We start from the raw sequence: 14,929 nt of genomic DNA, 5'->3' as shown, positions 1-14,929 counted from the left end.
ACGCGGCGTTTTGTTCCTTTCCCTTTCACCCATTCCGTTTTTTATGCGCCTTTTTCTCCTCGCCTGGGCGGTTATTACGGTGTGCGGCGTGCGGCCGGCACTTGCGCAAAGCGCCGATTCCCGGCCGTCGTCCGCCGGCAGCGCTCCCGAGCGCATTGCCCTTTCGAACCGGCCCGACCGCAGCGCCGCCCGCCCGGCCCGCCTGATGTGCGCGCCCATCACCGGCCAGGTGTTCGACCCCAACGGCCAGCCCCTGGTGGGCGCCACCCTGCTTATCAAAGGCACGCACCAAACCTACGTGACCGATGCGCTGGGCCGCTTTCAGCTCTCCGACCCCGTGTATGAGGGCCAGGTACTGGACGTGGAAGCCGCCGGCTACACCCTGCAGCACGTGGCCCTCGACGACTGCACCCTGCCGCGCCTGGTGCTGGCGCCTGCCCCCGATGCCCGCTTCCGCAAGCACGGCAAAAAAGCGGGCCAAGTGATGCGCCTCAACCACCGCAGCACCAACCTCAAATAAGCGCCGCGCTTACTGCAGCTGCGCCTGGTACGCTGCCAGCCACCGCATGGCGGCCTGCTCTTCCGTAAACCGCCCCACGTGGTACGGGCGACCGTCGAAGTACGTGAGCGGCGGCACGGCGGCATCGTGTTCGAGCTCGTGCAGGTGCGTGGGCATAAATAGATAAGCTAGGTGCACGGGGCCGCCCAGCCGCGGCGGCAGCAACGGCAGAAAGTGTTCCATCATCCAGGGGGTGCTTTGCTGGCTGGCGTGGTCGCGGCGGCGGGTATCTACCAGCCAGAGGCGGGCGCCCACGGCTTCGGCCACGTCCAGCAAGCGGTGGTAGCCGGCGTGCAGCTCCGCCTCGGTGGGCTGGCGCAGCCACCGCCCCACCAGCACCTGCAAATCGGACCGGAATTGGTACTGCAAATAATCGAGCGCGGGCAATGTGGCGTCAGGAGGCAGCATGGCACATAGAACGTTGGGCAAAAGCGGAACCCGAACACTGGAAGATACGCCTCGGCCTTCAAAATAAGCATGGTGCCTCCCACTGCGCGATGGGCAGCGCTCCGCCGCCGGCTAACGCGCCTGCGGGTCCACGGTTTTGGCCGCCGCGCGCTGCACAATGCGCCCCGCCAGCTCCAGCCGCAGGGCCCGGATGTCGGCCAGCACGAGTTGGGCCATCTTACGGGCCCCCAGCTCGTTGAAGTGGGTGTTGTCCTCTTTGCCGTCGGGGTAGTTGGGGTGTTCGCCGGGCAGCAGCTGGTTGAAGAGCAGGCGCGAGTTCTCCACGCCAAACTGCTGCAGCAGGGCCTGGCTTTCGCGGTCGAGGTCGATGAGGGGCACCTGCTGCTCGCGGGCCGTGGCCCGCACAATTTCGGAGTATACGGTGTGCGTGCCCTCCGCCTTGCCCGCGGCATCGAACTTGCGCCGCGCCACCGGCGTGATGAGCACCGGCTGGGCCTTGCGGGCCCGCGTTTCTGCCACAAAACGCACCAGGTTGGCCTTGAAATCGGCTTCGGGAGTGTATGATTTCTTGGTGGGCACCTCGTCGTTGTGCCCGAACTGGATGAGCACGTAGTCGCCTTCCTTCAAGGCGCTGGCCACGGGCTGCCAGCGGTTTTCGGCCAGGAAGCTTTTGGTGCTGCGGCCGTTTTGGGCGCGGTTGTCCACCGTCACGGTTTCGTCGAAAAAAGTAGCGAAGGGCATGCCCCAGCCAGTTTCGGGGTAATTTTTCACCTCTTTCACCGACATGGTGGAATCGCCGATGAGGTACACGGTAATCTTGCCGGGCACCGGCGCAAAGGCACTCAGGAGCCACAACACCAGCACCGCAGCGCCGGCAAACAAACGGTTGACCATAAGAAGTTGGGGAATTGGATGGGCTGAATTTGCAGCAAAATTCCCGCACTTACGCCCTGGCCACGCTCCAGCTGTTCCCTTTAGCCCCAGGCCCTCTTCGCCGACAGCCTGGCCGGCGGGGTAGCCGTGACGCACCACCCAGCACCAGTCGCCGGCGTGAGGGTGGAAGCACAAAAAACCAATTGCAGGAAGTCAACGGAGTTCAGCATGTGTAGAAGAAGTAAGGCGAGCTGCAAAACTGACGGCAAGCCCCCTTTCTCACCCTGACAACCATCATGCTCCGGTCTGATAATAATCAGTGCGGCGGTATTTCTTCGGCCGCCCTCACCCCAGCAGCTGGCGCAGCAAGTGGCGCACTTCGGCCGGCGAAGCCAGGTGGAAGCGGGCGGCCGAGTGCTGGGCCGAGCCCACGCGCACGGTGTAAGCCTCGGGCGGCAGGGCCCGAAAAGTGTCTTCGTCGGTGCGGTCGTCGCCCAGCGCCAGCGTGAAACCGGGCGTGTACTGGCTCAGCCAGCGCACCGCCGCCGTGCCCTTGTTGATGCCGGCGTTTTTGATTTCGAGCACCTTGTTGCCTTCCAGCACCTGCAAATCGGTGTTGGCCGTGATGAAGCTCAGGTGGCTGAGCAGCTCGCGGGCGCGCACGGGCCCCAGTTCGGCGTCGGCACGGCGGAAATGCCACACCAGCGAATAGTCCTTCTCCTCGATGAAAGAGCCGGCCGTGCGGGCCACGTACACCTCCAGCACCGGGCGCAGCTCGCGCTTCCAGTCGTTGCGCAAGGGCTGGAAGAGCTGCCATTCTTCGGCTTCGGCGGCGCGCAGCCACACGCCGTGCTCGGCAATGAAATGCAGCGGCAAGTGGCCCAGCCACTGCTGCAGCGTGTTGCGGTCGCGGCCCGAAATCACCACCACGTGGTTTTGGGGGTTGTTGGTGAGGGCGCGCAGCAGGTGCAGCAGCTCCGGGTCGGGGGCGGCGCGGGTGGGGTCGGGGTGGAAGGGCACGAGCGTGCCGTCGTAGTCGAGCAGCAGCAAGCGCTGCTCAGCCACGCGGTAGTCGGCCAGCAGCGTGGCGGTGGCCGACTCGTCGAGGGTGGCCGTGGCCAGGGTTTCCTGTTTCATCTTGGTGTAGGCCAGCTGGTTCATAAAAAGGCGCGTCCACGAAAACACGTTGTAGCGCCGCACCAGCGCCTGCATGGCCCGCATGCGGCGCTCCTGCTCGTCGTCGGACATCACCAGAGCATCGTGCAGGGCCTCAGTGAGCTGGCGCGTATCGGTGGGGTTGATGATGAGGGCGTCGGACAGCTCGCGCGCCGCCCCGGCCCGCTCGCTGAGGATGAGCACGCCGCGCCGGTCGAGGCGGCAGGCCACGTACTCCTTCGCCACCAGGTTCATGCCGTCGCGCAGGGGCGTCACCAGGCCCACGTCGGCCATCGAGTAGAGCGCCGCCAGCTCGGCTAGCGGAAACGAGCGGTAGAAATAGTGCACCGGGCTCCAGCTGATGGTGCGGTACTGGGCGTTGATGCGGCCCACCAGCTCGTCCACTTCTTCCTTCAGCGACGCGTATTGCGCCACCTGGTCGCGCGAGGGCACCACCACCATAATCAAGCTCACCTGCCCGCGCCATTCGGGGTAGCGCTCCAGGAGCTGGTTAAACGCCCGCAAGCGCTGCGGAATGCCCTTGGTGTAGTCGAGCCGGTCGATGCTGAGAATGATGCGCGTGTCCTGCAGGGCTTCGCGGTAAGCCGCCACGTGGCTCCGCGCCTCTTCCGACGCGGCCGCGGTGGCGTAGCGCTCGTAGTCGATGCCCATCGGAAAGGCGTCGACGCGTACCGTGTGGCTGGGCGTTTCAATCTGCCCGTTCTGGTTGGGCAGGCCCAGCTGCTGCGACACCGCGCTGAGGAAGTGCCGCATGTAGCCAAACGTGTGGAAGCCCAGCAAATCGGCCCCCAGCATGCCGCGCAGCAGCTCGGTGCGCCAGGGCAGCACCCGAATCAGCTCGTAGCTCGGAAACGGAATGTGCAGGAAAAAGCCGATGGTAGCCCGGGGCCGCGCCTGGCGCAGCAGCTCGGGCAGCAGCAGCAGCTGGTAGTCGTGCACCCAGATGATGTCGTCGGGCCCGGCGTGTTCCAGCACGGCCGCGCAAAATTTTTCATTCACGGCCACGTAGGCGGCCCAATGCTCGTCGAGGTACGTGGCAAATTCGGTAAAATAGTGGAACGTGGGCCACAGCGTGGAATTGCTGAAGCCCTCGTAGAAGTCCCGGATTTCGTCTTCGGTCAGAAACACCGCGGCCATGTTATCGGCCCGCAGCTGCTCGGCAATGTGGGCTTCCTCGGCCTCGTCATGCACAAACAGGCCGGGCCATCCCAGCCACAGGTTTTCGCCCTCGCGGTAGATGGAGCCCAACCCCGTGGCCAACCCACCCTCGCTGGGCTGAAAGCTAAGGCCGTCGTCAGTGCGCAGCACTTTGGTGGGCAGACGGTTGGAGACAATAATTGTTTTCGACATAAGCAAGTTGGCTTGCGAAGCCACGCGCGCAGAAAGTCCCGAAGGAGTAAAAGGAGAAATCAACTGGCCAGTGCGCACGTGCCACCGTCTCGCACCATATCCAAGCAACTTGTGTCCGGCTCAAACGCCCCACAACAGGGGCCTGCCCATTCATGAATACGTAACCCTTGAAGAAAGTGATGGGCAAAACCTTCGGCGGCGGTTGCCACCGGCCGGGGCACATTCTGCCCGGCATCCCACAAGTCGGGCGGTTCCCAAGGCGTTTTTCAACGAGGTGTGCGCTCCCAGCGCTCGGCGCTACCGGCTTCTGTTTTAATGAAGAAGCAAGCTCAAGGCTTTGCTTTCAAATGCGAAACGCGTTTGTGCCGTGCCCCCGAACTTGGAAATGACATTGGCCAGCATTCACCATACCAAGGCCAAAAAGAAAAAGGCCACTTACTATGTCGTAAGTGGCCTTTTAGCGCTCCCTCCTGGGCTCGAACCAGGGACCCTCTGATTAACAGTCAGATGCTCTAACCGGCTGAGCTAAGGAAGCATTTTCATGCCCGAAACCCGGTTGTCGTTGTTTCGGACTGCAAACCTACGACTTTCTCTAAAAAGGCGCAAGTCTGTCAAACTTTTTTTTCAAGAAAATCAGCAGTGGGCCTAGTTGGTTACGTTGAGAATATTGCCTTGTAAGCTGACGCTGTATTGCTTAAGTGGCCGGGTGTTGGGGCCACCGGTGGGTTGGCCGCGCAAATCAAATTGTGAACTACAGCACGAATCCCGCATGAACAAGCCCGAATTGCGGTCCAGACTTACCGTGGCACAGGCGTCGTAGGGCCGGTACGGGCAGTTGCGCTCAAAGGCGAGGTAGCTGCTGGCACTTTGCCGCACCACAATCACGCCCTTCACGCCGCCGGCGCCGGCCGGGCCCTTCACCGGCAGCATCACGGCGCCATTATCGAAACGCAGCCGCACGTACTCCTGATTGGTGAGGGTGAGGCTAAGGTTGACGGGGGCGTTGGGAATGAGCGGCTGGTCTTCGTTTTTGCCGCCGCACGCGGCCACCACCAGTCCGGAACCAAGAGCCAAGGGAAGCAACAAGTGACGCATAGAAGACGGTGGAGAAATTGCTAAAGACAACGCAGCACCCGCAACGGTGGCCGGGCCCCGGCGCTGCTTTCCTAATGCGAATGCCGACGCATTTGGTTCGTTGGCGGCCAACGCCTGGCCGTTGTGTTTATTTCTTGAACAGCGAATTGACGAACGTGTGCCGGTCAAACAGCTGCAAATCGGTCATCTTCTCCCCCACCCCGATGTAGCGCACCGGAATGCTGAATTGGTCGGAGATGCCAATCACCACGCCGCCGCGGGCCGTGCCGTCGAGCTTGGTAATGGCCAGGGCCGTGACTTCGGTGGCTTTGGTGAACTCCTTGGCTTGCAGGAAGGCGTTCTGGCCCGTGCTGCCGTCGAGCACCAGCAGCACTTCGTGCGGCGCGTCCGGAATCATCTTTTGCATCACGCGCTTGATTTTGCTCAGCTCGTTCATCAGGTTCACCTTGTTGTGCAGGCGGCCGGCCGTGTCGATGATGACCACGTCGGCGTTCATTTCCACGCCTTTTTTCACGGCGTCGAAGGCCACGGAGGCGGGGTCGGTGTTCATGCCGTGGCTCACCACGGGCACGCCCACGCGCTGCCCCCAAATGATGAGCTGGTCCACCGCGGCGGCCCGGAAGGTATCGGCGGCGCCCAGCACCACTTTCTTGCCGGCCGAGTGGAAGCGGTGCGCCAGCTTGCCGATGGTCGTGGTTTTGCCCACGCCGTTCACGCCCACCACCATGATGACGTAAGGCTGGCCGGTGCTGCCCGCGCTGTCGAGCACAGCCATCGAGCCGGACTTGTTGTCTTCCAGCAGGGCCGCGATTTCCTCGCGCAGGATGCGGTCGAGCTCGCCGGTGCTCACATACTTGTCGCGGGCTACGCGGGCCTCGATGCGGTCGATGACCTTGACGGTGGTTTCGATGCCCACGTCGGCGTGCACCAGCAGGTTTTCCAAGTCGTCGAGCACGGCCTCGTCCACGGTGCTTTTGCCCACCACGGCCTTGCTGAGTTGCTCAAAGAAATTGGTCTTGGTTTTTTCCAAGCCTGCGTCCAGCGAGGCTTGCTGGGCGGGCGTTTCCTTGTCCTTTTTAAAAAAATCGAAGAGACCCATAGGGAAATAATAGTGGGGAGTGATACCCCTACACGCAAAAAGTCCCACGAAGGTGGGACTTTTTAAATTCTTGCAAAGCCGAAGCCAGCTGTCAATTACTTGACGCCGGTGGCTAGGTATTCCTGCACTTTGTCGAGGAGCACCATTTCTTCTTTGAAGGTGTAAGCACCGGTTTTCTCCGATTTCACGGCACGAATCACCTTAGCCCAGTTCTTGGCGTTCTCTGTGGTTTTCAGAGTTGCTACTACTTTCTTAGCCATTGTTCAGGTTATTTAATTTCCTTGTGAACGGTCATTTTCTTGAGGATGGGGTTGAATTTCTTCAACTCGATGCGCTCAGGGGTGTTCTTGCGGTTCTTGGTGGTGATGTAGCGCGAGGTGCCCGGCATCCCCGAGTTTTTATGCTCGGTGCATTCCATGATAACCTGCACCCGGTTTCCTTTCTTGGCCATCTCGACGGGGGTGTATGTTTTTAATTTTAGGACTGCAAAGGTACGGGTCTTTTTGGAAAACGCAATGGGTTAATGCGCAACTTTCAGTTGGAGAAGCAGAACGGCGCTTTGCGAGCAGCCCAGCACGGGCTGCAGCACGCAACGACGCCGGACCCGCGGCCTCAATTACTTCAAGTCCGGCAGCTTAAACCCTTCCAGGGCGCTGGGCTCGGCCATGAGCTTCTCGATGTCGGCCACGGTGCGGGGCGCTTCGGCCGAGAGGTTCTCGTAGCCGGTGGCGGTAATCAGGGCGTCGTCTTCGATGCGCACGCCGATGTTCCACCACTTCGGGTCGCAGGGCGAGCCGGCGGGGATGTAGATGCCCGGCTCCACGGTGATGACGTTGCCGGGCACGAGCGGGCCGTAGCTGCCCCGGTCGTGCACGTCGAGGCCGAGGTAGTGGCTGGCGCCGTGCGGGTAGTACTGGCGGAAATCCTCTTTTTTCTTGATGATGCCGAGCTTCTGCAGGCCGGCGGCTACCACGTCCTGGGTGGCCTTGTTGGGCGCGTCGAACGCGGCGCCGGGCTTGCAGGCGGCAAAGCCGGCTTCTTGGGCGGCCAGCACCAACTCGTAAATCTGGCGCTGGGCGGGGCTGAAGGTGCCCGAAGGCGGCGCGGTGCGCGTCACGTCGGCGGAGTAGCCGTGGTACTCGGCGCCGCAGTCCATGAGCACGAGGTCGTTGTCGAGGCGCTGGCGGTCGTTGGTTTCGTAATGCAGAATGCAGCCGTTGGCCCCGCCGCCCACAATGCTGGGGTAGCCCTGAAACTCGGCGCCGTAGCGGCGGTACACGTACTCGTGCAGGCCCTGCACTTCCATCTCGCCCATGTCGGGGCGCAGCAATTTCATCACCTCGCGCTGCCCTTGGGCGCTGATGCGGATGGCGCGGCGCAGCAGGGCCAATTCTTCGGGGGTCTTGACGGCGCGCAACGCGTCGAGTTCCTCGCCCAACGTGGCGTCGTCGAGGCGGCCGGGCGGGCGGGCTTCAATGGCGGCTTTGCGGGCAGCATCGGTGGTGGCGGCGATGTAATCGCGCAGCAGCGCCGATTTTGCCAGGGCCGGGTTTTCCTTTACCTGGCCAGCCAAGTATTCGGCAAAGCCTTTGGAACGAGTCAGGCCATAGCGCCTGACGTTGGCCTCCCATTCGCTGATAGTTGGATTATAGTCGGCGGGCACACCGGACTGCTGGCGAAAAGTGGCCACCAAGTTGTGCAGGTCGGCCGGGTTGCGGGCGTCGTCGCGGGTGTCGGTGGGCAGATTGTCAAACAAAACTTTGTCGAAATCGGCCCACTTGATGCCGGCCGCAGCAAAGTCTTTATTGTCGGCAGCGAACTGCAACTGAAGCTGGCCTTTGGCCCCGGCCGCACCCAGGCGGCGGCCGGTCCACTGCTCACGGGCGGGGTTGCGGGGCTGCGTAAACAGCGCTTCGGTCACGCCCGGCTGGCCGCCTACGGTCCGGGGCTCTTTGAAGAGCAGCAGCACCGCGTCGGGCTCTTCGTAGCCGGTGAGGTAATGAAAATCGGGGTTTTGGTGGTACACGTAGTCCACGTCGTTGGCGCGGTTGCGCACAGGCGCAGCAAACACCACGGCCACGCTACCGGCCGGCAGCTGCGCCCGCAGCAGCTCGCGGCGCTGCTTGTGAAACGCCGGCGACAAAAAATCGCCGGGCCGAGCGGGGGCCTCGCTGGCAGTAATGGGCTCGGGTACCGACGCGGGCTGCTGGGCCGCCACTGGCAAAGCAGCTAGCCCAAAGCAGCTCAGGACGAAAAGCGAAGTAGCGCGCCGCCACCGCAGCGGCGAGGCAAAAACAGCGTCGAAGTAGCGCGACATGTTCATCAACCGTTAAATAAACCCAAGCCGTATTGCAAGGTAGCCGCCAACAGACAAAGCCAGCGCCGATACGTTGCCTTAAAGGCAATGTATCGGCGCTGGCTTTAGTCGAGTAAGTTGTAAAAAATACCGGGCATCAAGACCCACAGCCGTGGCAGCCAGGTCTTATTACTTGGTACTCCTTACTGGTTACCGGAATCTAGTAAACGATGAAGCCCTGCTCCTTGGCCTTCTTCAAGGTGGCCATGATGCCGTTCTTGTTGATGGTGCGGATGGTGGAGGCAGCTACTTTCAGGGTAACCCAGGCATCTTGCTCGGGCACGTAGAAGCGCTTTTTCTGCAGGTTCGGGTAGAACTTGCGCTTGGTCTTGTTGTTAGCGTGCGAAACGTTGTTGCCAACGCGGGTACGCTTGCCGGTCAAATCACAAACACGGGCCATGATATCGGAGGGTTAATTAGTTACTAAGCAGGGAAACGGGCCGCAAATATCGGCAAAAGTCTGGCATTCACCAAGCCCCCTGCCCTTATTTCTGTTCGGATGCGCCCTGACGGCCTGCTTTGGGCCGAAATTTCCAGGGGCAGTGCCGGCAGCCGCTGCCGCAGCAAGTGCCCCGGCGCAGGTGGTACTGCTCGGTGAACACGAGGTAGCCTTCGGGCGTGTAGTAGAAATCGCCGGGCTGAAGCGGCTGGGGTTGAGGAGCGGGCATTGCGTGAATCAAAGTTAGGCCCGGCTGCGTTGGTAGAATTATAAGCGGTATCTTGGTGTGGTAAACATGCTACTATTTCCTATGAAAACACCTTTTTACCGGGCGCTGCTGCTGACCTTGGCCGCCAGCGTGGCCCACAGCGGCCCATTGAGGGCGCAGGCCACCCCGCCGGTGGTGCTAACGGCCGCCACTGCCCCGGCCGGTGTGCGCCCTGCCCTGACCCGCGACGAAACCGCCCTGGCCGACCCCGTGCGGGAAGCCCTGCGCACCTTGCCCCAGGCGAAGAAAAAATTTCTGGCCGGCCTGCCCACCGGCGACCAGTTTCTGCTGTCGGTGCGCGTGGTTGCGACGGACACCAGCTTCCGGCAGGCCTCGGCGCGGGTGCTGGGCTGGCACGGCAATACCGTGCAGGCCCTGCTGCTGCCCGACGCCGCTAGCCCGGCCGAGCCCGTGCCCGTGAGCTTCCCCGAAACCGCCGTGGTGGACTGGACGCTGCTGCGCGCCAGCGGCCGCGAGGAAGGCAACTACGTGGGCCGCTACATCGACACCTCGCGGCAGCTGGAGAACTTGCCGCTGCGCTAAAAGTCGGCCAAACAGGCTGGAAAAACGTACTTTCGTGGGTTCACCATCATTCCCACCCACCGTATGCACAGCCCCGCCTCCCCCACTGCCACGTCCAGCCGCGCCGAGCAGCTTATGCAGCTCGAAGACCAGTACGGCGCCCACAACTACCACCCGCTGCCCGTGGTGCTGGCCCGGGGCGAAGGGGTACACCTGTGGGACGTGGACGGCAAACATTACTACGATTTTCTCTCGGCCTACTCGGCCGTGAACCAGGGCCATTGCCACCCGCGCATCATCGGCGCGCTCACCAAGCAGGCCCAGCAGCTCACGCTCACGTCGCGGGCTTTCTTTAACGACCAGCTGGGCGCGGCCGAAAAGCAGCTGTGCGAGCTGTTCGGCTATGACAAGGCGCTGCTGATGAATTCCGGCGCCGAAGCCGTGGAAACCGCCCTGAAGCTGGCCCGCAAATGGGGCTACCAGGAAAAAGGCATTGCGCCCAATCAGGCCCGCATCATCGTGGCCGAGCATAACTTCCACGGCCGCACCACGGGCATCATCTCCTTCAGCACCGATGGCGACAGCACGGGCGGCTTCGGGCCCTACATGCCCGGCTACCAGGTGGTGCCCTACGACGACCTGGAGGCCCTGGAAGAAGCCGTGAAGGAACCGCACGTGTGCGCCTTCTTGGTAGAGCCCATTCAGGGCGAAGCGGGCGTGATGGTGCCCTCAGCGGGCTACCTGGCGAAGGCAGCGGCCATTTGCAAGGCCCACCACGTGCTGTTCATTGCCGACGAAATCCAGACCGGGCTGGGCCGCACGGGCAAGCTGCTGGCCTGCGACTACGAGGACGTGCACGCCGACATCCTCATCCTGGGCAAGGCCCTGAGCGGCGGCGTGCTGCCGGTATCGGCGGTGCTGGCCGAGGACCAGATTATGCTCACCATTCAGCCCGGGCAGCACGGCTCCACGTTTGGCGGCAACCCGCTGGCTTGCGCCGTGATGCGCGCGGCGCTGGACGTATTGCTGGACGAAAAGCTGATTGACAACGCCGCCCGATTGGGCGGAATCTTCCGCGAGCGCATGCGCCGGGTGCAAGCCCAACGGCCGGAGCTGGTGGACCTGGTGCGCGGCAAAGGCCTGCTCAACGCCGTGGTCATCAACCCCACCGACGACGGCCGCACGGCCTGGGACGTGTGCGTGACCCTGATGGAGCGCGGCGTGCTGGCCAAGCCCACGCACGGCGACATCATTCGCTTCGCCCCGCCGCTGGTGATTACCGAGGAGCAACTGCACGAGGCCTGCGACGTGATTGAGGAGGTAATCATGGCCTTCTAAGCGCAAGGTGTCGCAAGGTTAAAAGAGGTTTCGCTAGGTTTGATGTTCTGCTGAGCTTCCTCACCAGCTCACCTCGCGAAACCTCTTTTGACCTTGCGACACCTTGCGCTGTCTTATTGGGAATACCAGTCCTTCTTCGGCCCGGCCGACGTGGCCATCATCGGCGCGGGGCTGGTGGGGCTCACGGCGGCGCTGTACCTGAAGCAGCGGCGGCCCCACTGGCGCGTGGTGGTGCTGGAGCGCGGCGCCCTGCCCAGCGGCGCCAGCACCAAAAATGCCGGCTTCGCCTGCTTCGGGTCAATTTCGGAGTTGATAGATCAGGAAAAGCGCGGCGACTTGCAAGCCGTGGTGGCCGCCCGCTGCGAGGGCCTGGCCCGCCTGCGCGAGTTGCTGAGCGATGCCGGGCTTGACTACCAACCGGTGGGTGGCTACGAGCTTTTTCGGCACGAGGAAACCGAACTGGCCGCGGAATGCCGCGACAAAATCGACTATTTCAACGCGCTACTGGCGCCGGTGGTGGGCCACGCCCGCACCTTCCGCGACGCGAATGCCGAGGCGGGCCGCTTCGGTTTCGGGGGCGTGGGTACTCTGCTCAAAAACGAGCACGAAGGCAGCCTCGACGCCGGCCGCATGATGCGCGCCCTGCTGGCCCGAGCCTGGGCCGCCGATGTGCCCGTGCTCACCAACTGCGCCGTTGAATCCATTGAAACGGCAGCGAATAACCATCGTTTACAGTTGAGTAATGACGCGACGCTCGAAGCCACCCAGGTGCTACTGGCCACCAATGCTTTCGCGGGTGAATTGCTACCCGGTGTGGCCGTGGCGCCCGGCCGGGGCCAAGTGCTGGTGACGGAGCCGCTGCCCGAGGTGGCGCTGCCGGGCACGTTTCACTACGACCACGGCTACGCCTATTTCCGCCAGCTGCCCGACCACCGGATTCTGCTTGGAGGGGGCCGCAACCTAGATTTTGCGGCCGAAGCCACCACGACGCCGGGCCTCACCGAGCCGGTGCAGAGCTACCTGGAAAACCTGTTGCACCACGTCATCGTGCCCGGCCAGCGGCCCCGCATCGATTTCCGTTGGAGCGGGGTGATGGGGTTCGGGCCGGCGCTGGCGCCCATTGTGGAATGGGCCCGGCCCGGCGTGCTGGCCGCCGTGCGCTGCAACGGCATGGGCGTGGCCATGGGCGCCGGCACGGGCTGGCGAGCCGCCCGGCTGCTGGCCGGGGCATAGCGAAAAGGCCCGGACTTTCGTACAGCCCTCCATCAATCCCATCCTTTAGCTTTTGCCCTATGCTTTTTGCTACGCGACTTCGCTCGTTCCGATGGCACCTGCTGGCGCTGGTGGCGTTGGCCGCCGGGGCCAGCAGCTGCCAGAGCAGCCGAGCCAGCTTTTCGTTTCAACCGGTACGCCTTTCGTCGGCGCAGGCGCACGTGACAGCAGCGCCCGTGAAATCGGTGGATTCTGCAGGGGCCATGAATGCAGCGGCGATACCGGGGGCGAATAGTCAGGCTCACGTGGCAGCGGTGGCTAGAGCCGCGAGGCCAGCGCGGCGGCTTTCGCGCATTAAACCGCTGGCGAAAGCCGCGGCATCAATCCCTGCTACGGCCGAAATAACCCCGGCCCCGACCGGGCGCCGACACGGCTGGCTTGCGCGGCCCCACGCCACGGCCGAGGCGGGCCTGGGCACCACGGTGCTGGGCGTGCTCGGCTTACTCATGCTGCCCGTTGCGGCCCTGGGGCTGATTCTCAGCGGCGGAGCGTTGGGCTGGATAATCGTGGGCGGACTGGCGGCGCTGGCCGTACTGGTGGCCTACATCGACCCGTTTGGGCAGTAGTTCGGGGTTTGGGGCGAACTTTGCCCGGCGATTCTGCTTTGTAAAACACGTTTCTCCTCAATAAATATCATATGCCGGCGCCGGCGCGCCGGCCCGCGCCTATGCTCCCCACTCACCGCCCCCGCCGCAACCGCAAGTCCGCCGTCATCCGCGACATGGTGCAGGAAACCCGCCTCACCGCCCACGATTTCATCTACCCCATCTTCATCACCGAAGGGCAGAATCAGACCGAGGAAATCAAGTCGATGCCCGGCATCTTCCGGTTCACGGCCGACCGGGTGATGGACGAAATCGGGGCCTGCGTGGAGCTGGGCGTGAAAGCTTTCGCGCCCTTCCCCAACATCAACGAAGTGCTGAAGGACCCCGTGGCCCGCGAAAGCACTAACATGGAAGGCCTCTACCTGAAAACGGTGGCCGACATCAAGCGCCAGTTTCCGGAGGTGGTGCTGATGACCGACGTGGCCATGGACCCCTACAGCTCCGACGGCCACGACGGCGTGGTGGACCCCGAATCGGGCGAAATACTCAACGACGCCAGTCTGGAAGTGCTCGGCCAGATGGCCCTGGCCCAGGCCCGCGCCGGCGCCGACATCATCGGCCCCTCCGACATGATGGACGGCCGCGTGGCTTGGATTCGGCGGGTGCTCGATGAGAATGCTTTTCAGCACGTGAGCATTATGAGCTACACGGCCAAATACGCCTCGGCTTTCTACGGCCCGTTTCGCGACGCTTTGGCTTCGGCGCCCAAAAAAGGCGACAAGAAAAGCTACCAGATGAACCCCGCCAACAAGCGCGAGGCGCTGCGTGAGCTGGCGCTGGACGAGGCCGAGGGCGCCGACATGGTGATGATAAAGCCCGCTTTGAGCTACCTGGACGTGATTCATGAAGTGAAGGCCCACACCCACCTGCCCGTGACGGCCTACAACGTGAGCGGTGAGTACGCCATGGTGAAGGCCGCCGCCCAAAACGGCTGGCTCGACGGCGAGCGCACTATGATGGAGGTGCTCACCAGCATCAAGCGCGCCGGCGCCGACGCCATTCTGACCTATTTCGCCAAGGAAGCCGCCGCCGTGCTGCGCCGCGGCTAAAGCTTTTTTTGCAATGGTTGCTACCCGCCGCGCTATTCTGGCCGACGTGCCCGCCATCCTCGCCCTGGTGCGGCGGGTGGTGCCGCTGATGAACGCCAGCGGCAACTTCCAGTGGTCGGCCGACTACCCGAACGAAGCCGTTTTTACGGCTGACGTGGAGCGAAACCACCTTTGGGTGGCGGAGCTTAACGGCGCGGTGGTGGGCGTGGCGGCCCTCACGCAGAACCAAGACGCGGAATATGCCCAGGCCGACTGGGACGTGACCGAGCCGGCGCTGGTGACGCACCGCCTGGCCGTGGCCCCCGCCGCCCAGGGCCAAGGCGTGGCCCTGGCCCTGATGGCGGAAGCCGAAAAGCAAGCGGCCGCGCAAGGCCTGCGCGTGCTGCGGGTGGACACCAACTCTGAAAACGCAGCCACGCAGCGGCTTTTTCCGAAGCTGGGCTACCGCTTTGCGGGCGAGATTTCGCTGGCGTTTCGGCCGGGGCTGCGGTTTTTCTGCTACGAAAAACGGGTCGATTAA

16 protein-coding genes and 1 tRNA gene are annotated in these 14,929 nt (G+C 63.1%); 6 read left to right on the top strand and 11 right to left on the bottom strand.

The features are described from left to right. Nucleotides 1–43: 43 nt before the first annotated feature. Nucleotides 44–520 (top strand): carboxypeptidase-like regulatory domain-containing protein, encoded by a 477-nt coding sequence (locus IC234_RS13845; protein ID WP_190925595.1) that lies wholly within the window; start codon nucleotides 44–46, stop codon nucleotides 518–520. Nucleotides 521–529: 9 nt separating this feature from the next. Here IC234_RS13845 and IC234_RS13840 read toward each other — a convergent pair whose 3' ends face one another. From IC234_RS13840 to IC234_RS13790, 11 genes are all read right to left on the bottom strand, one after another. After that, a complete protein-coding gene (locus tag IC234_RS13840) occupies nucleotides 530–967 on the bottom strand; it encodes a hypothetical protein (protein ID WP_190925593.1) in 438 nt (145 codons plus the stop codon). Between the two features lie 111 nt (nucleotides 968–1,078). Further along, nucleotides 1,079–1,861, bottom strand: coding sequence for a rhamnogalacturonan acetylesterase (locus IC234_RS13835; RefSeq protein WP_190925591.1), 783 nt, complete (start codon nucleotides 1,859–1,861; stop codon nucleotides 1,079–1,081). A 324-nt stretch (nucleotides 1,862–2,185) separates the two neighbouring features. Continuing rightward, nucleotides 2,186–4,366: a bifunctional alpha,alpha-trehalose-phosphate synthase (UDP-forming)/trehalose-phosphatase gene (locus IC234_RS13830; RefSeq protein WP_190925589.1), complete on the bottom strand. Its 2,181-nt coding sequence runs from the start codon at nucleotides 4,364–4,366 to the stop codon at nucleotides 2,186–2,188. Nucleotides 4,367–4,827: 461 nt separating this feature from the next. Next, nucleotides 4,828–4,901: transfer RNA gene (locus IC234_RS13825), tRNA-Asn, on the bottom strand. Between the two features lie 110 nt (nucleotides 4,902–5,011). Further along, the gene (locus IC234_RS13820; RefSeq protein WP_190925586.1) at nucleotides 5,012–5,440 is read right to left on the bottom strand and encodes a Rieske (2Fe-2S) protein; all 429 of its coding nucleotides are present in this window, start codon (nucleotides 5,438–5,440) and stop codon (nucleotides 5,012–5,014) included. A gap of 148 nt (nucleotides 5,441–5,588) precedes the next feature. After that, nucleotides 5,589–6,560: a signal recognition particle-docking protein FtsY gene (gene ftsY, locus IC234_RS13815; RefSeq protein ID WP_190925584.1), complete on the bottom strand. Its 972-nt coding sequence runs from the start codon at nucleotides 6,558–6,560 to the stop codon at nucleotides 5,589–5,591. 95 nt (nucleotides 6,561–6,655) lie between these two features. Then, the gene (locus IC234_RS13810) at nucleotides 6,656–6,820 is read right to left on the bottom strand and encodes a DUF4295 domain-containing protein (protein ID WP_190925582.1); all 165 of its coding nucleotides are present in this window, start codon (nucleotides 6,818–6,820) and stop codon (nucleotides 6,656–6,658) included. An 8-nt stretch (nucleotides 6,821–6,828) separates the two neighbouring features. After that, nucleotides 6,829–7,011: a 50S ribosomal protein L33 gene (gene rpmG / locus IC234_RS13805; RefSeq protein ID WP_046245291.1), complete on the bottom strand. Its 183-nt coding sequence runs from the start codon at nucleotides 7,009–7,011 to the stop codon at nucleotides 6,829–6,831. 165 nt (nucleotides 7,012–7,176) lie between these two features. Continuing rightward, on the bottom strand, nucleotides 7,177–8,877 hold the full coding sequence (locus tag IC234_RS13800; RefSeq protein WP_190925580.1) for an aminopeptidase P N-terminal domain-containing protein: 1,701 nt from the start codon (nucleotides 8,875–8,877) through the stop codon (nucleotides 7,177–7,179). 199 nt (nucleotides 8,878–9,076) lie between these two features. Then, entirely contained in the window at nucleotides 9,077–9,316 is a 240-nt protein-coding gene (gene rpmB / locus IC234_RS13795; protein WP_190925578.1) for a 50S ribosomal protein L28, read from the bottom strand. 85 nt (nucleotides 9,317–9,401) lie between these two features. Then, nucleotides 9,402–9,584 carry a DUF5522 domain-containing protein gene (locus IC234_RS13790; protein ID WP_190925576.1) on the bottom strand — a complete coding sequence of 61 codons (183 nt, stop codon included), beginning with the start codon at nucleotides 9,582–9,584 and terminating at the stop codon, nucleotides 9,402–9,404. Nucleotides 9,585–9,665: 81 nt separating this feature from the next. Here IC234_RS13790 and IC234_RS13785 point away from each other — a divergent pair, with 81 nt between their 5' ends. The 5 genes from IC234_RS13785 to IC234_RS13765 all read left to right on the top strand — a co-directional run bounded on the left by IC234_RS13785 (nucleotide 9,666) and on the right by IC234_RS13765 (nucleotide 14,929). After that, nucleotides 9,666–10,166: a hypothetical protein gene (locus tag IC234_RS13785; protein ID WP_190925574.1), complete on the top strand. Its 501-nt coding sequence runs from the start codon at nucleotides 9,666–9,668 to the stop codon at nucleotides 10,164–10,166. A gap of 63 nt (nucleotides 10,167–10,229) precedes the next feature. After that, nucleotides 10,230–11,483, top strand: a complete 1,254-nt coding sequence (rocD, locus tag IC234_RS13780) for an ornithine--oxo-acid transaminase (RefSeq protein WP_190925572.1) — start codon at nucleotides 10,230–10,232, stop codon at nucleotides 11,481–11,483. Between the two features lie 93 nt (nucleotides 11,484–11,576). Next, a complete protein-coding gene (locus IC234_RS13775; protein ID WP_190925570.1) occupies nucleotides 11,577–12,716 on the top strand; it encodes an NAD(P)/FAD-dependent oxidoreductase in 1,140 nt (379 codons plus the stop codon). 706 nt (nucleotides 12,717–13,422) lie between these two features. Beyond that, on the top strand, nucleotides 13,423–14,409 hold the full coding sequence (gene hemB / locus IC234_RS13770; protein WP_190925568.1) for a porphobilinogen synthase: 987 nt from the start codon (nucleotides 13,423–13,425) through the stop codon (nucleotides 14,407–14,409). 13 nt (nucleotides 14,410–14,422) lie between these two features. Beyond that, nucleotides 14,423–14,929 carry a GNAT family N-acetyltransferase gene (locus IC234_RS13765; RefSeq protein ID WP_190925566.1) on the top strand — a complete coding sequence of 169 codons (507 nt, stop codon included), beginning with the start codon at nucleotides 14,423–14,425 and terminating at the stop codon, nucleotides 14,927–14,929.

This window comes from Hymenobacter armeniacus, assembly GCF_014699055.1.
Taxonomy (GTDB): domain Bacteria; phylum Bacteroidota; class Bacteroidia; order Cytophagales; family Hymenobacteraceae; genus Hymenobacter; species Hymenobacter armeniacus.
This window is presented reverse-complemented; position numbering and strand designations above follow the sequence as displayed.